At 46.4% G+C, this 18,727-nt stretch carries 18 protein-coding genes; 11 read left to right on the top strand and 7 right to left on the bottom strand.

Translation table 11 applies throughout. The annotated features are described in order from the left end of the window. Positions 1 to 91 precede the first annotated feature (91 nt). From gspH to IQO02_RS13400, 7 genes are read left to right on the top strand one after another with little or no spacing between them, the layout of a single operon-like run. Positions 92 to 685: a type II secretion system minor pseudopilin GspH gene (gspH, locus tag IQO02_RS13430; RefSeq protein ID WP_010433564.1), complete on the top strand. Its 594-nt coding sequence runs from the start codon at positions 92 to 94 to the stop codon at positions 683 to 685. After that, positions 672 to 1,067, top strand: a complete 396-nt coding sequence (gspI, locus tag IQO02_RS13425; protein ID WP_010433567.1) for a type II secretion system minor pseudopilin GspI — start codon at positions 672 to 674, stop codon at positions 1,065 to 1,067. The genes gspH and gspI overlap by 14 nt, the downstream gene beginning before the upstream one ends. Beyond that, on the top strand, positions 1,054 to 1,788 hold the full coding sequence (gene gspJ, locus IQO02_RS13420) for a type II secretion system minor pseudopilin GspJ (protein ID WP_016791474.1): 735 nt from the start codon (positions 1,054 to 1,056) through the stop codon (positions 1,786 to 1,788). The genes gspI and gspJ overlap by 14 nt, the downstream gene beginning before the upstream one ends. Continuing rightward, the gene (gene gspK, locus IQO02_RS13415; RefSeq protein WP_010433573.1) at positions 1,781 to 2,830 is read left to right on the top strand and encodes a type II secretion system minor pseudopilin GspK; all 1,050 of its coding nucleotides are present in this window, start codon (positions 1,781 to 1,783) and stop codon (positions 2,828 to 2,830) included. Before gspJ ends, gspK begins: the two co-directional genes overlap by 8 nt. Continuing rightward, on the top strand, positions 2,799 to 4,043 hold the full coding sequence (gene gspL, locus IQO02_RS13410; RefSeq protein ID WP_193838586.1) for a type II secretion system protein GspL: 1,245 nt from the start codon (positions 2,799 to 2,801) through the stop codon (positions 4,041 to 4,043). Before gspK ends, gspL begins: the two co-directional genes overlap by 32 nt. Positions 4,044 to 4,063: 20 nt before the next feature. Further along, positions 4,064 to 4,552: a type II secretion system protein M gene (locus IQO02_RS13405; protein WP_016768269.1), complete on the top strand. Its 489-nt coding sequence runs from the start codon at positions 4,064 to 4,066 to the stop codon at positions 4,550 to 4,552. Between the two features lies 1 nt (position 4,553). Further along, positions 4,554 to 5,333, top strand: a complete 780-nt coding sequence (locus IQO02_RS13400) for a type II secretion system protein N (RefSeq protein ID WP_010433596.1) — start codon at positions 4,554 to 4,556, stop codon at positions 5,331 to 5,333. A 124-nt stretch (positions 5,334 to 5,457) separates the two neighbouring features. Here IQO02_RS13400 and cysQ read toward each other — a convergent pair whose 3' ends face one another. The 4 genes from cysQ to IQO02_RS13380 all read right to left on the bottom strand — a co-directional run bounded on the left by cysQ (position 5,458) and on the right by IQO02_RS13380 (position 8,564). Beyond that, a complete protein-coding gene (cysQ, locus tag IQO02_RS13395; RefSeq protein ID WP_010433599.1) occupies positions 5,458 to 6,285 on the bottom strand; it encodes a 3'(2'),5'-bisphosphate nucleotidase CysQ in 828 nt (275 codons plus the stop codon). 36 nt (positions 6,286 to 6,321) lie between these two features. Further along, positions 6,322 to 6,873 carry an ADP compounds hydrolase NudE gene (gene nudE / locus IQO02_RS13390; protein WP_010433602.1) on the bottom strand — a complete coding sequence of 184 codons (552 nt, stop codon included), beginning with the start codon at positions 6,871 to 6,873 and terminating at the stop codon, positions 6,322 to 6,324. A gap of 282 nt (positions 6,874 to 7,155) precedes the next feature. Next, complete coding sequence (gene nfuA / locus IQO02_RS13385; protein ID WP_010433605.1) at positions 7,156 to 7,740, bottom strand: Fe-S biogenesis protein NfuA; 585 nt, start codon at positions 7,738 to 7,740, stop codon at positions 7,156 to 7,158. Positions 7,741 to 7,850: 110 nt separating this feature from the next. Further along, the gene (locus IQO02_RS13380) at positions 7,851 to 8,564 is read right to left on the bottom strand and encodes a ComF family protein (RefSeq protein WP_322626536.1); all 714 of its coding nucleotides are present in this window, start codon (positions 8,562 to 8,564) and stop codon (positions 7,851 to 7,853) included. A gap of 93 nt (positions 8,565 to 8,657) precedes the next feature. On the opposite strand from IQO02_RS13380, the gene bioH reads away from it, so the two are divergent. Next, positions 8,658 to 9,434, top strand: a complete 777-nt coding sequence (gene bioH, locus IQO02_RS13375; protein WP_065100863.1) for a pimeloyl-ACP methyl ester esterase BioH — start codon at positions 8,658 to 8,660, stop codon at positions 9,432 to 9,434. A 355-nt stretch (positions 9,435 to 9,789) separates the two neighbouring features. After that, complete coding sequence (locus IQO02_RS13370; RefSeq protein ID WP_010433611.1) at positions 9,790 to 10,263, top strand: hypothetical protein; 474 nt, start codon at positions 9,790 to 9,792, stop codon at positions 10,261 to 10,263. A 124-nt stretch (positions 10,264 to 10,387) separates the two neighbouring features. Here the strand turns inward: IQO02_RS13370 and IQO02_RS13365 are convergent, their stop codons facing one another. Further along, complete coding sequence (locus IQO02_RS13365; RefSeq protein WP_016767856.1) at positions 10,388 to 12,718, bottom strand: Tex family protein; 2,331 nt, start codon at positions 12,716 to 12,718, stop codon at positions 10,388 to 10,390. Positions 12,719 to 13,390: 672 nt separating this feature from the next. After that, the gene (gene greB / locus IQO02_RS13360; RefSeq protein WP_010433615.1) at positions 13,391 to 13,873 is read right to left on the bottom strand and encodes a transcription elongation factor GreB; all 483 of its coding nucleotides are present in this window, start codon (positions 13,871 to 13,873) and stop codon (positions 13,391 to 13,393) included. Positions 13,874 to 14,043: 170 nt separating this feature from the next. Here greB and ompR point away from each other — a divergent pair, with 170 nt between their 5' ends. Together ompR and envZ are read left to right on the top strand one after the other, a co-directional pair. Further along, a complete protein-coding gene (gene ompR, locus IQO02_RS13355; protein WP_010433618.1) occupies positions 14,044 to 14,763 on the top strand; it encodes a two-component system response regulator OmpR in 720 nt (239 codons plus the stop codon). 169 nt (positions 14,764 to 14,932) lie between these two features. After that, positions 14,933 to 16,234, top strand: coding sequence for a two-component system sensor histidine kinase EnvZ (gene envZ, locus IQO02_RS13350; protein ID WP_010433621.1), 1,302 nt, complete (start codon positions 14,933 to 14,935; stop codon positions 16,232 to 16,234). 251 nt (positions 16,235 to 16,485) lie between these two features. Here the strand turns inward: envZ and recG are convergent, their stop codons facing one another. After that, complete coding sequence (gene recG, locus IQO02_RS13345; RefSeq protein ID WP_010433624.1) at positions 16,486 to 18,564, bottom strand: ATP-dependent DNA helicase RecG; 2,079 nt, start codon at positions 18,562 to 18,564, stop codon at positions 16,486 to 16,488. Positions 18,565 to 18,727 lie beyond the last annotated feature (163 nt).

The following is an 18,727-nucleotide window of genomic DNA, read 5'->3' as shown; positions in this document are numbered from 1 at the left end:
GGCTTGTTGTTTGATTCGTTCCTGTTGGTTGATAAGTTATTGAGCTTGAAACGTTATTGATGGTTGGACGTAAACAGATGGAGTCTACAAGGTGAAAACTAAGCAAACACAGCCAGGTTTCACCTTGATTGAGATTCTTTTGGTGTTGGTATTACTGTCAGTAACGGCGGTCGCAGTGATCGCGACCATACCTACCAATAGTAAAGACGTCGCCAAAAAGTATGCCCACAGCTTTTATCAACGAATTCAGTTACTTAATGAAGAGGCTATTTTGAGTGGCTTAGATTTTGGTGTTCGTGTTGATGAAAAGAAATCGACTTACGTTCTGATGACTTTGAAGTCTGATGGCTGGCAAGAAACTGAGTTCGAAAAAATTCCCTCTTTAACTGAATTACCAGAAGATCTCGCATTGTCACTGACCTTAGGTGGTGGCGCATGGGAAGACGATGATCGGTTATTCAATCCAGGAAGCCTGTTTGATGAAGATATGTTTGCTGATCTTGAAGAGGAAAAAAAGCCTAAGCCACCACAGATCTACATCTTATCGAGTGCTGAAATGACACCATTTGTGCTGTCGTTTTATCCAAATACAGGTGACACCATACAAGATGGTTGGCGCATTCGAGTGTTGGATAATGGCGTTATTCGATTGCTTGAGCCAGGAGAAGAAGATGAAGAGGAATAACGGCTCTCCTTATCGTTCTCGTGGTATGACTCTTGGTTCTCGAGGAATGACCCTGCTTGAAGTATTAGTTGCGCTCGCTATTTTCGCAACGGCAGCGATCAGTGTTATTCGTGCCGTCACTCAGCACATTAATACCCTTAGCTATCTAGAAGAAAAAACCTTCGCAGCTATGGTAGTAGACAATCAAATGGCTCTCGTCATGCTGCATCCTGACAAGCTTAAAAAAGCGCAGGGCACGCAAGAGTTAGCAGGAAGAGAGTGGTTCTGGAAAGTGACGCCAATTGATACTAGCGGTGATTTGTTAAAGGCGTTTGATGTCAGCGCGGCAACCAGTAAGAAGGCCTCTCCAGTGGTTACGGTGCGCAGCTATGTTGTCAAATAAAAGCATGTCGTTAAGTAGGGTCAAGCCATCAGCTAAGGTTTCATCTAAGTGTCTGTCACGCAAACAAAGACTATCCTCGAAAGGGAGAGGCTTTACCTTAATCGAAGTTTTGGTCTCGATCGCTATCTTTGCCACGTTAAGCATGGCGGCTTATCAAGTGGTAAACCAAGTTCAACGAAGTAATGAAATCTCAATTGAACGCAGTGCGCGCTTGAATCAATTACAGCGTAGCTTGGTCATTTTAGATAATGATTTTCGTCAGATGGCAGCGAGACAATTTCGCACCGATGGTGAAGAAGCATCATCTAAGCTGATCTTATTGAAAGAGTATTTACTGGATTCCGACAGTGTTGGCATCATGTTTACTCGTTTGGGTTGGCATAACCCGCAGCAGCAGTTCCCTCGAGGTGAGGTGACTAAAGTGGGTTACCGCATCAAAGAAGAAACGCTTGAGCGAGTATGGTGGCGCTACCCAGATACACCAGCAGGCCAGCAAGGCGTGATGACTCCCTTACTTGATGATGTCGAAAGCTTGGAGTTCGAGTTTTATGACGGCAGTCGTTGGGGGAAAGAGTGGCAAACTGATAAGTCTCTGCCTAAAGCGGTAAGACTCAAGCTAACATTGAAAGATTATGGTGAGATAGAACGTGTTTATCTTACGCCTAGTGGTACGTTAGACCAAGCTGATGACTCTTCAAGTAGTGAGGACAGCAATGGCTAATCGAATCAATCGTCCTGCTAAGAGACGTTCGGTCATAGGGCGCAAACAACGCGGTGTAGCATTGATCGTTATTTTGATGCTATTGGCGATCATGGCAACCATTGCAGGCAGTATGTCTGAGCGTCTGTTTACTCAATTCAAACGCGTTGGTAATCAGTTAAATTACCAACAAGCTTACTGGTATAGCATTGGTGTAGAAGCGCTTGTACAAGACGGTATTAGGCAAAGCTATAAAGACAGTGATACTGTGAATCTAAGCCAACCATGGGCGTTAGAGGAGCAGGTCTATCCATTAGATTATGGGCAAGTCAAAGGCCGTATCGTGGATGCGCAAGCTTGCTTTAATCTTAATGCGCTAGCGGGTGTTACGACAACTTCAAGTAACCAAACACCTTATTTAGTGACAGTTTGGCAAACCTTATTGGAAAACCAAGATATTGACCCTTATCAGGCTGAGGTTATCGCGAATTCAAGCTGGGAGTTTGTTGATGCTGATACCCGAACCACTTCTTCGTCTGGCGTAGAAGACAGCACCTATGAAGCGATGAAGCCATCGTATTTGGCGGCCAATGGTTTAATGGCCGATGAATCGGAGCTACGAGCGGTGTATCAGGTTACCGGTGATGTGATGAATAAAGTTCGCCCTTTGGTTTGCGCTTTACCAACCGACGACTTCCGATTGAATGTGAATACACTCACGGAAAATCAGGCGCCTTTATTGGAAGCGATGTTCGCGCCGGGCTTAAGTGAATCGGATGCTAAACAGCTGATAGATAAACGCCCATTTGATGGTTGGGATACGGTAGATGCATTTATGGCGGAGTCTGCCATTGTCGGTGTGAGTGCCGAAGTTAGCAAGAAAGCGAAAGCATATTTAACTGTAGATAGCGCCTATTTTGAGCTAGATGCAGAGGTATTAGTTGAGCAGTCACGTGTACGTATACGGTCGCTTTTCTATAGTAGTAATCGAGAAACAGTGACGGTAGTACGCCGTCGTTTTGGAGGAATCAGTGAGCGAGTTTCTGACCGTTCGACTGAGTAGCGAACCACAAAGCCCTGTGCAGTGGTTAGTTTGGTCGACAAGCCAACAAGAAGTGATAGCAAGTGGTGAATTGTCGAGCTGGGAACAGCTTGGTGAATTAACACCTTACGCTGAAAAGCGCAGTTGTATTGCTTTATTGCCGGGAAATGAGTGCTTAATTAAGCGTGTTGAGATCCCGAAAGGTGCTGCTCGCCAGTTCGACTCTATGCTGCCATTTTTGTTAGAAGACGAAGTGGCACAAGATATCGAAGACTTGCACTTAACCATTTTAGATAAAGATACCACTCATGCCACGGTATGTGGTGTTGAGCATGAATGGTTAAGACAAGCGCTAGGTAAGTTTCGTGAAGCCAATATTATCTTTCGCAAGGTCTTGCCAGATACACTCGCTGTGCCTTTGGAAGAGCACGGCATTAGTGCATTGCAGATAGACCAACATTGGCTGTTACGCCAAGGTAACTCTCAACGCCAAGGTCACTATCAAGCGGTATCGATCAGCGAAGCATGGTTGCCGATGTTTTTGCAAAGTGACTGGGTTGCTGACGATGCAGAACAACCTACGACTATCTTCAGCTATACAGCGATGCCGAGTGACGATGTTCAACAGCAAAGTGGTGTGAATTGGCAAGCTAAGCCTGCTGAGTTGGTGATGTCTCTATTGAGCCAACAAGCGATCGCAAGCAGTGTGAATTTACTGACTGGCACCTTTAAAACTAAATCTTCATTCAGTAAATATTGGCGCGTATGGCAGAAAGTAGCGATTGCTGCTTGCTTGCTGGTGGCCGTGATTGTGACTCAACAAGTGTTAAAGGTTCAGCAATACGAAGCGCAAGCACAAGCTTACCGCATGGAGAGTGAACGTATCTTTAGAGCCGTACTACCAGGCAAGCAACGCATTCCGACCGTGAGTTACCTCAAGCGTCAAATGAACGATGAAGCTAAGAAATACGGTGGCTCGGGTGAGGGCGATTCCTTACTCGGCTGGTTAGCGCTGTTGCCAGAGACCTTAGGTAAAGTGACATCGATCGAAGTTGAAAGTATTCGTTACGACGGTAACCGCTCTGAGGTTCGACTGCAGGCGAAAAGTTCGAATTTTCAGCACTTTGAGACTGCCAGAGAGAAACTCGAACAGAAGTTTGCCGTGGAACAAGGCCCACTAAATCGCAATGATGATGCTGTCTTTGGCAGTTTTACTCTTAAACCCCGTCAATAACCAACGCAAGGAGAGCAGTGATGAGAAATATGATTGAACCACTCCAAGCGTGGTGGACTTCAATAAGTCAGAGGGAACAACGATTAGTCATTGGTTGTTCTATTTTATTGATACTGGGTATTGTTTATTGGGGATTAATACAACCACTTAGCCAACGAGCTGAGCTAGCGCAGAGCCGTATTCAAAGTGAGAAGCAATTGCTGGCTTGGGTTACGAATAAAGCCAATGAAGTGGTTGAATTAAGAGGCAGCGGCGGCATCAGTGCGAGCCAGCCTTTAAACCAGTCGGTACCCGCTTCTATGCGTCGTTTTAACATCGAGCTGATCCGTGTACAACCACGTGGCGAGATGCTGCAAGTGTGGGTAAAGCCGGTGCCATTTAATAAGTTCGTAGACTGGCTGACATACCTGAAAGAAAAGCAGGGTGTTGAGGTTGAATTTATGGATATTGATCGCTCTGATAGCCCTGGGGTTATTGATGTCAACCGACTACAGTTTAAACGAGGTTAATGTGAAACGCGGTATATCGTTAAAATACAGCCTGCTATTCAGCGGCATCTTTATCGTTTTTTTCTCAGTAAGTTTGTTGCTGCACTTACCGGCTTCTTTTGCTCTCAAACATGCACCTGTGGTACGCGGTTTAAGTATCGAAGGTGTTGAAGGTACCGTTTGGCAAGGCAGTGCTAACAATATCGTATGGCAGCGTGTTAATTACGGCTCAGTACAGTGGGACTTCCAGTTTTCTAAACTCCTACAGGCTAAAGCTGAGCTCGCGGTTCGTTTTGGTCGTAATAGCGATATGAACTTATCAGGCAAAGGACGTGTCGGGTACAGCATGAGCGGCGCGTATGCCGAAAACTTAGTGGCTTCAATGCCTGCTATGAACGTGATGAAATACGCACCAGTGATCCCAGTCCCGGTTGCTATTGGCGGACAAGTTGAACTGACGATTAAGCATGCGGTTCATGCTCAACCTTGGTGCCAATCGGGCGAAGGCACGCTTGCTTGGTCTGGCGCTGCCGTTGATTCCCCTGTGGGTGCGCTAGATCTCGGCCCTGTGATTGCTGACATCAGCTGTGAAGACAGTACAATTGCAGCCAAAGGCGTTCAGAAGAGCACTCAAGTAGACAGTGAGTTCTCAGCGAGTCTAACACCTAACCAGCGCTACACATCTGCAGCGTGGTTTAAACCGGGTGTTGAATTCCCGCCAACGATGCAAAATCAGCTTAAATGGTTGGGTAATCCAGATAACCAAGGTAAGTATCAATTTACCTACCAAGGTCGTTTTTAGCTCGGTATCTACTTCTGAGATAGGCGCTGTTGGTGAGTGAATTTGGTTATTAAATCGCGAGATATAAAAAATGGGCACCTCAGTGAGGTGCCCATTTTGTTTGAATATCGGTAAGTTACAGACGCTAATCTTTACCCTGAAGTATCTCAGCCCAAGGTAAGTCTGCATCACCAAGAACAATGAAGTTCGGGTTCTCAAGCGTCTCTCTTTCGTTATAAGAAAGTGGCTCTAATTGAGTGCTTAGGATTCGGCCTCCCGCTTCTTCAACAATACATTGCGTTGCTGCGGTATCCCACTCGCCGGTTGGGCCTATTCTTAGGTAACAGTCCACAGCGCCTTCCGCCACTAAACATGCCTTAAGTGCAGCGGAACCTAGTGGAACCAAGTCATAGTTCCAAGCTGAGCTCATACGGCTAGTGATGCGGTTGATGTCTTGACGACGACTGATCGCCATCGCGATCGATTGGTTTGGTAGCTCGTGATGATGCGTTTTTATTTTCACGCTGTCGTTGAGGTCTGGAATTTTCCAAGCGCCTTTACCGCTATAAGCGTAATAGCTCACCCCTGAAACTGGCGCATACACCACGCCCATTACTGGCTTGTTGTGCTCAATTAAGGCGATGATTGTTGCAAAGTCGCCACTTCGAGCGATGAATTCTTGCGTGCCATCGAGTGGGTCAACCAACCAGTAGCGATCCCATTGAGAACGCTGCTCTAGGCTGATGTCGGCGGCTTCTTCAGATAAAACGGGAATATCAGGTGTGAGTTCAGTGAGTTTTTTCGAGATCAGCTTATGTGCGGCGAGATCGGCACTGGTGACAGGTGTGTCATCGCTTTTGGTGAACTCTTCGTAATCTTTTTTCTCATAGATCTCTAAGATGAGTTGCCCTGCAGAGCGAGCAATCTCAATGACAGAGGGAAGGAGATGAGATAAATCTTTTGTTATTGGCATAAATATTCTCTTACTCTTCGAGCGAGCCTGTTTGTTCTAATTGTTGTTTAAGACTCGAAGGGTTAATAGTAGGGCGGTAATACTGCGAGCCTCACAGAAGTCGAGATGTGTTAATAGCTCTTCAGCTTGAGCAAGTGGCCAGCGAACAATATCCAGCGGCTCAGGCTCATCACCTTCTAATTTCTCTGGATAGAGCTCTTCTGCGATGAATAGCGTCATTTTGCTAGAGAAGTAAGAGGGCGCGAGAATCACTTCTTTTAGCGGGGTAAGCTTGTTGGCACCAAAGCCTATCTCTTCTTTTAATTCGCGAACGGCGGCTTCATTAGGCTGCTCCCCTGGGTCAATGAGACCTTTTGGAAAGCCTAATTCATAACGCTCAGTACCCGCGGCGTATTCACGCACTAATAGAATATCGCCTTGCTCAGTAATCGGAACCATCATTACTGCATTGCGACCACTAGGCTTCATGCGTTCGTAAGTGCGCTCTTCACCGTTTGAAAAGCGTAAATCGAGAGACTCGATAGAGAATAGTTTTGATTGAGCGACAGTTTGCTGAGCCAAAATCTCTGGCTTGGTCCTTTTTGTCATTGCGCTCGCTCCTTAACTCATTGAGGTTCTTTCTTGTAAAGTCATTCTAATATAGGGGAAATGACGTTGAGTTCCTAGATCCGAGTTTTCATATCCTAGATTTATTAGATCAGGAACCGATTGCGATCACTTGAATACCTTACTGCAAATGGTAACGCCGCCGTCATTATTGTGATTGCACGGGATATATACGGATAGAGGGTGTTTTTGCCGTTTTTAAAACAAAAAAGGTTGATGCTTGCGCATCAACCTTTTAATCATTGAATCATACTAATTGAGTGATTAGTAGTAAGAGTGCTCACCGCGATCGTGCTCAGTGGCATCGCGAACTGCAGTCAGTTCACCTTCGAATTGTTGAAGAAGTTCTTTCTCGATGCCTTCTTTTAGCGTTACATCAACCATAGAACAACCGTTACAGCCACCGCCGAATGCAACGATAGCAGCGCCATCTTCAGTGATTTCTACCAAGCTTACGTGACCACCGTGGCCTGCAAGTTGCGGGTTAACTTGTGTTTGAATTGCGTATTCAACGCGTTCTACAAGTGGTGCATCATCAGAAACTTTACGCATCTTAGCGTTTGGTGCTTTCAGTGTGAGCTGAGATCCCATTTTATCGGTCACGAAGTCGATTTCAGCTTCGTCTAGAAATGGCAGGCTTAGCTCATCAACGTATGCAGAGAATGCGTCGAAAGAAAGCTTTGTATCCGATGCTTCGATAGCATCTGTTGGGCAGTAAGAAACACCACACTCAGCGTTTTGTGTGCCTGGATTTACCACGAACACACGAATGTTTGTACCTTCAGGCTGCTGTGACAGCAGATTGGCAAAGTGAGTTTGAGCTGTTTCTGTAATAGTAATATTTGACACGACGAATACCTGAGTAGATTTGTAGGTTATTAGCGCCATTCTACTCCTGTCAGATTTGTAATTCAGCCCTTTTTTTGTTGGATTGCTGTACAAGTAGCGATCCACAGCTTTTATCCAGAGGGCTCAGGAGTGCGGCAGATGCAGTAAATATCAATCCTTTTCACGCCCACTTCAAGTAGTAATTGGCATAATTGATACACTGTACTGCCTGTGGTTACAACATCATCAATTATCGCGACGTGAGAGTCATCGTTCGTTGAAAAATTCGTATTGCGCAGCGTGAAAGCGTCTTCCAGGTTGTTCTGCCTTGCTGATTTGGTTAATCCTTGCTGCGAAGCTGTTGATCGAGATCGGCGAAATAAAACCGCACTTTTAACATTCAGCTCCTGAGCTGTGTAATGTGCCAATAACTGGCTTTGGTTAAAACCTCGATGAAGGTATCGAGTCCAATGTAAGGGAACACCGGTAATCAAAGGCGCTGGGTGCTGAATATGTGGCGCTAACAATTTTGATAGATCGCGAGCGAACCAGAACTTATCGGCGTATTTCATTTGTTGGATATAACGCGCCGTTGGAAAGGTGTAGTCACCTACACAATAGAGATGATGCCAAGGTGGAGGCTGAGACAAGCATTGACCACACTGCTCGACTGTGAGTAGTGTTTTTAACCCACATCGTTGGCAGCGTGGCTGTTGGCAAAAGAGATCGAGGCAAGACTGACACCATCGAGGATGAGTATCATTGGGGAGTTTGTCTAGCTTGCATAGGTGGCACTGAGGTGTGACCAGGCGTGGTGTGTTTTTTTGTAGCCAATCAGATAACATAGCTCGTGATGCTTTTGGGTTAGGGTGTTCCTTTTGCTCACCATACTGAAAAGCGCGGATTATCGCTGATGGAAAAAGTAGGGAATATTGAGAATGAGTGACGCGTTGTATTGGCATGTTTCAGGGCAAGGTCCTGATTTGGTTCTGGTTCACGGTTGGGGAATGAACGGTGCGGTATGGCAACAAACGGTCACTGCGTTAGAGTCTGATTTCCGAGTTCATGTTGTCGATCTGCCGGGTTATGGACACAGCTCTCACTGCCACGCTCAAGATCTTGAAGAGATAGCTCAGCAACTGTTGGCCGATGCCCCTAAGCAAGCTATTTGGGTCGGTTGGTCACTCGGTGGCTTGGTCGCGACGCATATGGCTCTGTATCATTCAGATTATGTAAGCAAATTGGTGACGGTCGCCAGTTCTCCCAAATTCGCCGCTGCAAAAGAACCTGTTTTGTGGCGAGGTATTCAACCCAATGTATTAACGGCTTTCACTGAACAGTTAGTGGAAGACTTTCAGACCACCATCGAACGCTTTATGGCATTGCAAGCCATGGGCAGCCCTTCAGCAAGGCAAGATGTAAAACAGCTCAAGCAAGCAGTGCTTTCACGTCCGTTGCCGAATCCAGATTCTTTATTGGCGGGCCTAAAGATGCTGTCGGACGTCGACCTGCGTGAACAGCTCCCTGAGATTTCAGTGCCTATGCTGCGTTTATACGGTCGATTAGATGGATTGGTGCCAGTGAAAGTGGCCAAAGATCTGGGAAATGCGCTACCCGATACCGAGCAATACATCTTCACACAGTCGTCCCATGCGCCGTTTATGACAGAAGCCGATGCCTTTTGCAGTGAACTGGTCAGCTTCGCGCAAAAATAATCGCTAAATTTATCGCTGGCTTGGTCGATATATAACCTAATACCAATCACAGTAAGTAAGTGTTCAAACATAGCGTAGGAAAAAGGCTTGAGAACAAGGCTGCTTTTTTTTGACAAGTAGTTTTGATAAGTAGTTATTCTACAATCAAAAGTTCTAATGCCGTTATCGAGCATTTTAACAAGCTAGGATGAGCAGTTATTTACTACGATTGGTATAACACCAAGGCATTGCATGATACTCAGACCTCACTCTCTCCAGAGTGGATTGCGATAAGTTGGGCTATGCCTGTTGTGCTGACTCACAGTACAACAGCGTTGTAGCAATAACGATGGGCGATTCTTGAGGAGAGTTCGCGATGATTGTGTCACCTGCAACTGCAGTGAGTGTGCCACTGATCGCTCCATCCGTTAATGTGCAAACAGAGCAAGTTGCGCGTGATAATAGAGTTCGAGAACCCGTAGCTCCTGCCGTAGCATTGGCGAAAACCAATGCAGAGCGAAAGGTAAAATCGGACGATAAGCGAAGGCAGCAGTCGGCTTGGGATCCTTCAGACCATCCTGGTTATGAAATGGAGAACGAGTCAGAGGCCAATTCGATTAGCCAAGAAGAGCCACAAGATCCTTTTGAGAGGTTATTCAGCTTATTGGCACTGAGAACATACAGTGCTGATCAAGGAAAGGGCTATACCATGCGTTTTCGCCTGCCAAAGCATGTTTTAGATGCGGCGATTCAAGAGGGACAGATGGAGAAACGACGTAAGGTCATAAAATATCATTATGGTCATGCTGTTGCGCCTCATGCTCCATCAGAGATGCTGGTCGTGTTGTAAGTCGAAAACTTATGACCCTGCCAAACTTCGATGTCTTTTTTGAACACATAATAAAAACCTGCATACCCTAAGGGATGCAGGTTTTTTGTTTTAGGCGAATCAGCTTTTCAGATGAGCTAACGGATTACTTTTTTGCTTTTGCAAAAGCAGCAGCGAACGCACCACCCATCGCAGCGTTTTGTTGCGGCTCTTCGCGACGGCGTTGTCCGCCTTGTGAATTTTGGTTCGGGCGGTTTTGCGTGCGAGGCGCGCTTGAGCGCTGTGCACGGTTGTCTTGTCCAGGCTCATCTTTCATGCGCATGCTTAGCGCAATACGTTTACGTTGAACATCAACTTCCATTACCTTCACTTTCACGATGTCACCGGCTTTTACCACTTCACGCGGATCAGAAACAAAACGATCGGTCAGTGCTGAAATGTGCACCAAGCCGTCTTGGTGTACGCCAATATCCACGAACGCACCAAAGTTTGCCACGTTTGAAACCACACCTTCTAAGATCATGCCAGGTTCTAAGTCAGACATGCTATTCACGCCATCAGCGAAGGTCGCAGTCTTGAACTCAGGACGAGGATCTCGACCCGGTTTATCCAGCTCTTTAATAATGTCGGTTACTGTGGGTACACCAAAGCTTTCGTTGGTGTAATCAATCGCATGTAAACCTCGTAAGAAATCTGTATTGCCGACCAGAGATTTGATGTCTTTGTGGTTTTTCTCGGCGATGGCTTTCACCAATGGGTAAGCTTCTGGGTGAACCGAAGATGCGTCTAGTGGATTCTTACCATCCATAATACGTAGGAAGCCAGCACACTGTTCAAAGGCTTTTGGCCCTAAACGAGCAACTTTTTTCAGCGTAGTACGCGCTTCAAAGCGACCATTTTCATCGCGGTAATCTACGATGTTCTGAGCGATGGTGTTAGAAAGACCAGCAACACGAGTTAGAAGCGCAGCAGAAGCGGTATTCACATCAACACCAACCGCGTTTACACAGTCTTCGACAATCGCATCTAGGCGCTTAGCGAGCATAGTTTGGCTAACATCATGTTGGTATTGGCCCACACCGATCGATTTAGGGTCAATCTTCACCAGCTCTGCCAGTGGATCTTGCAGACGACGCGCAATAGATACCGCACCACGAATCGATACATCCATGTTCGGGAATTCTTTTGCCGCTAGCTCAGAAGCAGAGTAAACCGATGCGCCGGCTTCGCTGACAATGATTTTTTGTGCTGTTAGGTTGCCACGCTTAATTACATCAGCAACAAAGCTGTCGGTTTCGCGTGAAGCCGTACCGTTACCAATCGCAATTAAATCAACATTGTATTTACGAACCATTTGCTCAACAACGTGCGCAGATTTGTCGTATTGTTTTTGAGGCGGGTGAGGGTAAATGGTTTCTGTCGCCAGAACTTTACCGGTTGAATCTACCACCGCGATTTTCGAACCGGTACGTAAACCCGGATCCAAGCCCAAGGTTGCACGAGGTCCAGCCGGCGCTGCCATCAGCAGGTCTTTAAGGTTAGTTGCGAATACTTCAATCGCTTCGATCTCTGCACGCTCTTTCATCGCACCCATCAATTCGGTTTCCATGTGCATAGAAACCTTGATGCGCCATGCCCAGCTAATCACTTGCTTACGCCATGCATCTGCAGGTGCGCTGCTTAGAGTAATGCCATAGTGATCAGAGATGATGTTCTCGCAGTAAGAACCACGTACACCTTCTTCTTGCTCTGGGTCTGCATTCATTGTCAGCGTTAGGAAGCCTTCATTTCGACCTCGCAACATAGCAAGCGCACGGTGAGAAGGCACTTTGTTGAGTGTTTCGTTGTGTTCGAAATAGTCTTTGAATTTCTCGCCTTCATGTTCTTTCCCCGTAACGACACGAGCCACTAGCTCAGCATTGCGGTTTAGGTGTTGGCGAATCTTCTCAAGCAGGTTTGCATCTTCAGCAATGCGTTCCATGATGATCGCACGTGCACCATCGAGTGCGGCTTTAGTATCGGCGATGCCTTTATCGCTGCTGATGAAGTTAGCGGCTTCAGTTTCAGGATCGTGCTGTGGTTCATTCCATAGCGTATCGGCTAGGGGTTCTAGGCCCGCTTCAATCGCGATCTGACCTTTGGTACGACGCTTTGGTTTGTATGGCAGGTATAGATCTTCTAGGCGCGTCTTACTGTCGGCTTGAGTGATATCCCGCTCTAACTCTGGCGTGAGCTTACCTTGATCTTGAATCGACTTAAGAATCGTTTGGCGACGATCGTCGAGCTCGCGAAGGTATGAAAGGCGACTATCAAGGTTACGTAGTTGGGTATCGTCTAAGCCACCCGTGACTTCTTTACGGTAGCGGGCAATAAAGGGAACGGTGTTACCGTCGTCAATTAGGTTTACTGCGGCGGTGACTTGCTCTGAACGAACATTCAGTTCTTCAGCAATCAGTCGACAGATAGCTTGGCTCATCCGATGAATCTCTTATTTAATATCATGATAAATACATGGGGGTGAGCGTACGCTTTTTCTAGCTTTGGCTGTGTAATTATCCTGTTAGAAGTCGAATTTCCGTTTGTGATACCCACTTTGTGCGAGATCTCTTACACGTGGTGTGCGACTAAGTCACTTTAAACCGATGAAATCGTCTTAGAATCAATCTAAGTTACTGATTTTATTTGGTTGTTTGTTTGTGGGCATATTTCTCACTCGAAATGTTTTTTGGGACTATCTAGGAAACTTGCCCAAATACCGTAATATTTAACTTGTCGACAGGGAGTTGGCAGGAACAGGAAAAAGCCTAATGGACTAGGTATCTTCAGGATGAAGATTTGATTACTTAGGATGAGTGGTCAGCAAGGATGTAATAATCTCTGGATGAGATTCGCCAGTCAGGATGACAGGCTAGAATGGACACCGCTAGGATGGCGATGAACAAAAAGGAAATTGGTTAAAGGATTTAGCCACTATCAAGGAAAGATGCAGGGAGCACCTTATCTCGAAGAGATAAACAGTAGCCGGATTGCTGCGATAGAGACTTAACCCCGCTAGGCGAAAGCCTTGCGGGGTTTTCTTTTATCTGGAATTTGGTTTTTGCCAGTTTCGGGCTGTTATGGCCAGTTAACTGCGCTTGTCTAGTCAGTTCTAAGCGTTATCTGTGTAGTGAATTGAATTGATAAACCATTCTTTTATGCCTTCCGGGGTCTTCACCTCGAACTCATCGTCGACTTCCTTTTTAAGCAGAGCTCTAGCCATAGGTGAGTCGATAGAGATATAGCCTTTAGCATCGCCGTAGATCTCTTCAGGGCCGACAATACGAAACTTCTTAATTTCCCCATCATCATTCTCAATTTCCACCCAAGCACCGAAAAATACCTTACCTTCTTGTTGCGGCGAGTAATCAACGATAGTTACATCAGGTAAGAACTTGCGTAGGAAACGCACTCGGCGATCAATTTGACGAAGCAAACGCTTATTGAAGGTGTAATCTGCGTTTTCTGAACGATCTCCAAGGCTTGCAGCCCAAGTGACTATCTTAGTAATTTCAGGACGTTTCTCGTGCCATAAGTGGTCATGTTCTGCTTTGAGCTTGTTATAACCTTCTCGGGTGATAAGTTTGGTTTTCATAAATCTGACTTAATGAAATGATGATCTAAGATAGAATATATAGAAAGGCAACATACGTTAACAATTATTTAGGCGACTTTTTCCTCAATAATGTTACATTTTTAATGTCTTATACAATTTACCAAGAATGCTTAACCTCAGGTTTAAGCTTTAATAGGTGGAACCATTACATGCAAGAAAACTACAAAATTTTAGTGGTCGATGACGATGCTCGTTTACGTGCACTGTTAGAACGCTATCTGTCAGAGCAAGGCTTTCAAGTGCGTAGCGTGGCAAACAGTGAGCAGATGGACCGCCTGTTAACCCGTGAAAATTTTCACTTGATGGTATTGGATTTAATGTTGCCGGGCGAAGATGGTCTTTCGATCTGTCGTCGTCTAAGAAACGCAAACAACTCGCTACCTATCCTTATGCTGACAGCAAAGGGGGATGAAGTGGATCGCATTGTGGGCTTGGAAGTGGGTGCGGATGATTACCTGCCAAAACCATTTAACCCACGTGAACTGCTTGCTCGTATCAAAGCGGTAATGCGTCGCCAAGTGATTGAAGCGCCGGGCGCACCAAGCACAGAAGAATCTGTGGTTGAGTTTGGTGAATTCCGCTTAAATCTAGGTACGCGTGAGATGTTCCGCGGTGAAGATCCGATGCCTCTTACCTCAGGTGAATTTGCGGTTCTTAAGTCACTAGTGACTAACGCGCGTGAGCCAATGTCTCGCGATAAGTTGATGAACATGGCGCGCGGCCGTGAGTATTCAGCGATGGAACGTTCTATCGATGTTCAGATTTCTCGTCTGCGTCGTCTAGTGGAAGAAGATCCAAGTAAACCTCGTTATATCCAAACGGTGTGGGGCTTGGGTTACGTATTCGTTCCAGATGGCAAAGCAGTCTAAGCCGGTTTTGTAAGCTCTATATCAGCTTCATCGGTTCTGTGAATCAGAATTCTATATTTACGGGTCATCTCATTAATATGTGATGGCCCGTTTTGTATTCAGCACAAGGGTTTAGGGTTATAGTCATAGCCATATAAAACATTTTATCACCCCTCACTTTAGGTCTCCTATGCGCATACGTAGCTCCTTTACTCAGTCGATAGTGCTCTTCTTAACCTTGTTGGTTGCTAGCCAAATATTTTCTTATTACGCAGTGTTCAACTACGCATTAATGCCGAGTTTGCAGCAGTTTAATAAGATTTTGGCTCATGAGTTAAACCTTGTGTTGGACCAAGGCACTGACATGGATATCGAAATTGATGCGCCACTACGTCAGCGTGTACTTGAGCAGTTAGGGGTAACTGTTCACGCGAAAAACAGTGAAGCGGCGGGTGAGTATTACCACGCCGTTGCGATTGACTTGATGAGCGAGGAGATGACCAAAGAGCTGGGTTCTGAAACCGAAGTGCGGCTGATCTTGGGGAAAGAGAGTTATGTACTGTGGATGGACATTGCGCAGTTACCCAACTCTTTAATTCGTATTCCGTTATCAGAGCTGCAAGAAGAGGATTTTGCACCACTGTTTCGTAACAGTCTGATCATGGCGCTGTTGATTGTCGCAGGTGGTTGGCTGTTTATCCGATTGCAAAACCGTCCGTTGATTGCGCTGGAGAAAGCCGCGCAAGGTGTCGGGCGAGGTGATATTCCACCACCCCTGCCAGTACAAGGTGCGCAAGAGATTCGTTCAGTAACCCGAGCCTTTAATCAGATGTCGAAAGGTATCCAAGAACTCGAAGAAGACCGCGCTTTGTTGATGGCAGGTATCAGTCATGATTTACGTACTCCGTTAACGCGTATTCGTTTAGCGACTGAGATGATGTCACCAGAAGACAGTTACTTAGCGGAAGGCATCATCAGTGATACCGAAGAGTGTAACGAGATCATCAGTCAGTTTATGGATTATTTAAAACCCGTTGATCGAGATTCATTTCAAGCGGTGTTTGTTGACGATATTGCTCGTGAGGTTTCTAGCTCTGAAGGTGGATACGAAGTACAGATTGAAACGGATATTCCTGAATCAATGAAGCCCGCGCTTGGTAACCCAATTGCGATGAAGCGTGCGGTGAGTAACTTGGTAGTCAATGCGCTGCGTTATGGTAATGGTTGGGTCAAGGTATCGACCGGCATGACAGCGGATAACAAACTTGCTTGGGTAACGGTGGAAGATAATGGACCAGGTATCCCACAGGACCAGATCGGGAAGTTGTTTGAACCGTTCACGCGTGGCGATACTGCCCGAGGCAGTGAAGGGACCGGTTTAGGCTTGGCGATTGTGAAACGTATTGTCAGCCAACACCAAGGTGCGGTAGTCGTGAATAATCGTAGTGAAGGTGGCTTAAAAGCGCAGATCAGTTTCCCTGTTAAGCCGTAAGTTCAGTTTAATGGTTTGGCGAGTCGGTTGGGTTTCGGCTTAGAGATCCCTGACTCGGTCACTTTTCCCTCTCGGGGATGACGAATTGCTAACCATGGACTTTGATGGTGAAAGTTTACTTTGATCGTCATTCTCTATCGTGAGGAACGAGCGAATAGGGAATCTCGCTCTTGCTTGATGAGAGTAAGGCACAGTAAAAAGGCTTCCTAGAAGGGAAGCCTTTTTGTCTTTTTATGCAGTCTCAGCGTTAGCTAAGCCTTGGAGTAAACATCGCGCTCGCCTAGCCAGCGGTTGATGATCGCCTTGGCGTTATCTGGGTAGCTATCGTGAATATGACGCGCAATACGCTGCACTTCAGGGATCAAACGTTGGTCTCGTACCAAGTCAGCAATCTTAAAGTCTGCCAAGCCCGTCTGCTTAGTGCCAAGCAGCTCACCGGGCCCTCGAATTTCTAAATCTCGCTGTGCAATGACAAAGCCATCGTTACTTTCACGTAGCACACCTAAGCGTTTCTGAGCGGTTTTAGACAGTGGTGAGTGATACAGCAATACACAATGGCTTGCGACCGAACCACGGCCGACACGGCCTCTTAGTTGGTGCAGTTGTGCTAGGCCAAGACGCTCTGGGTTCTCGATGATCATTAAGCTTGAATTAGGCACATCCACACCGACTTCAATCACGGTAGTCGCGACCAACAAATGCAGTTTGTTCTCTTTGAATTCCTGCATTACTGCTTGCTTCTCGGCTGGCTTCATTCGGCCGTGCACGAGACCAATTTTGACGTCAGGCAGTTTGCGTTGCAGCTCTTCAGCAGTATCAGCCGCAGCTTGAGCTTCTAATACTTCGGACTCATCAATCAGCGTACATACCCAATAGGCTTGTTTGCCTTCATTAAGACACGCATTTTTCACACGTTCGACAATGTCATCCCGCTTGGTATCAGGAATCGCCACGGTTTGAATTGGTGTTCGACCCGGTGGCAACTCATCAATAATTGAGGTTTCGAGGTCGGCATAGGCCGTCATCGCTAACGTTCGTGGAATCGGTGTTGCCGTCATGACTAATTGGTGTGGGTAATAACCTTGCTTTGCACCTTTCTCACGCAGCTCTAATCGCTGGTGGACGCCAAATCGGTGCTGCTCATCGATGATCACTAAACCAAGGTTTTTGAACTCGACATGTTCTTGGAACAAAGCATGAGTACCGACCACCATTTGTGCTTCACCACTGGCAATACGAACGAGCTCGGTTTCGCGAGCCTTGCCTTTGAGTTTACCTGCTAGCCACCCAACTTGAATGCCCATCGCCTCAAACCAGTTGGCAAAGTTAATCGCGTGCTGTTCTGCGAGTAGTTCAGTTGGTGCCATCAGTGCCACTTGCTGACCGTGTTCGAGTGCGCGAACAGCCGCGAGTGCAGCCACTAAGGTTTTACCAGAGCCCACATCACCTTGCACTAAACGCATCATAGGGTGCGGCTTTTCAAGGTCAGCTTCGATCTCTTTGGTTACTCGTGCTTGTGCGTTGGTTGGCGAGAATGGCAGCTGAGCTAACAGTTTATCTTTGAGGGTGTTCACCGGAGGAAAAGGCATTGCCTTGTCTTGCTGCCCTTTGCTACGAACAGACAACATCGACAGGTTTTGAGCCAGTAACTCTTCCATAATCAGGCGTAGCTGCGCAGGGTGTTTACCTTCATCAAACAACTCTAGGTCAATGCCTGGAGGTGGCCTGTGAATGGTATGCAGTGCTTGCGCGAGGGTAATTTGGTGATCGTATAAACCTGATGGTAGCAGCTCATTCACCGCGGCTTTGTCGATCAGTTCTAATGCTTGGTCGGTGAGGTTACGCAGTGTGACTTGTCTTAGCCCCTCCGTGGTTGGATACACTGGAGTCAGATTGGCTTCAACATCTGGCTGTTGCCTAGGCGCAAAGAATTTGTAGTCGGGATGGACAATCTCCAGCCCCATGTTACCGCGCTTGATCTCACCGTAGGCATGCACTTGTTTGCCTTCAGCAAAGTTGTTCTTCATACCTGCGGTGAAGTTGAAAAAGCGTAGGGTAATAGTGCCGTTACCATCGCTGATCTTTACCGCCAACATCTTACGTTTACCGAAAATGGTATCGACATGCATGACCTTGCCTTGCACTGCAGCCCATAAGCCCGCGTGCAGTTTTACGATAGGGTAGATACGTGTTCTATCTTCATAGCGCAAAGGGAGGTGAAAAAGCAGATCTTGTACGTTGTTAAGCCCAACCTTTTCCAGTTTCTCTGCGACTTTAGCGCCGACTCCAGATAAAGAGTTGAGAGGGATAGCAGATAAAAGCTGTGACATAACAAGGCTCATAAACGTAAGAGAGATGATCTATTCAAGCATTTTACTGGATTTTTGTACAGGCAGGAATGGGAGGGAGCGCGGTAAATACTAGGATTACGGTTATAAAAATCCCCTTAAGCGATAAAGCATTAAGGGGATTTAAATTCTTGGCAAAACTATT

This window comes from Vibrio sp. OPT24 (genome assembly GCF_015163545.1).
GTDB lineage: Bacteria > Pseudomonadota > Gammaproteobacteria > Enterobacterales > Vibrionaceae > Vibrio > Vibrio cyclitrophicus.
The sequence above is the reverse complement of the archived record's forward strand: the minus strand, read 5'-3'. Positions and strand labels throughout refer to the sequence as shown.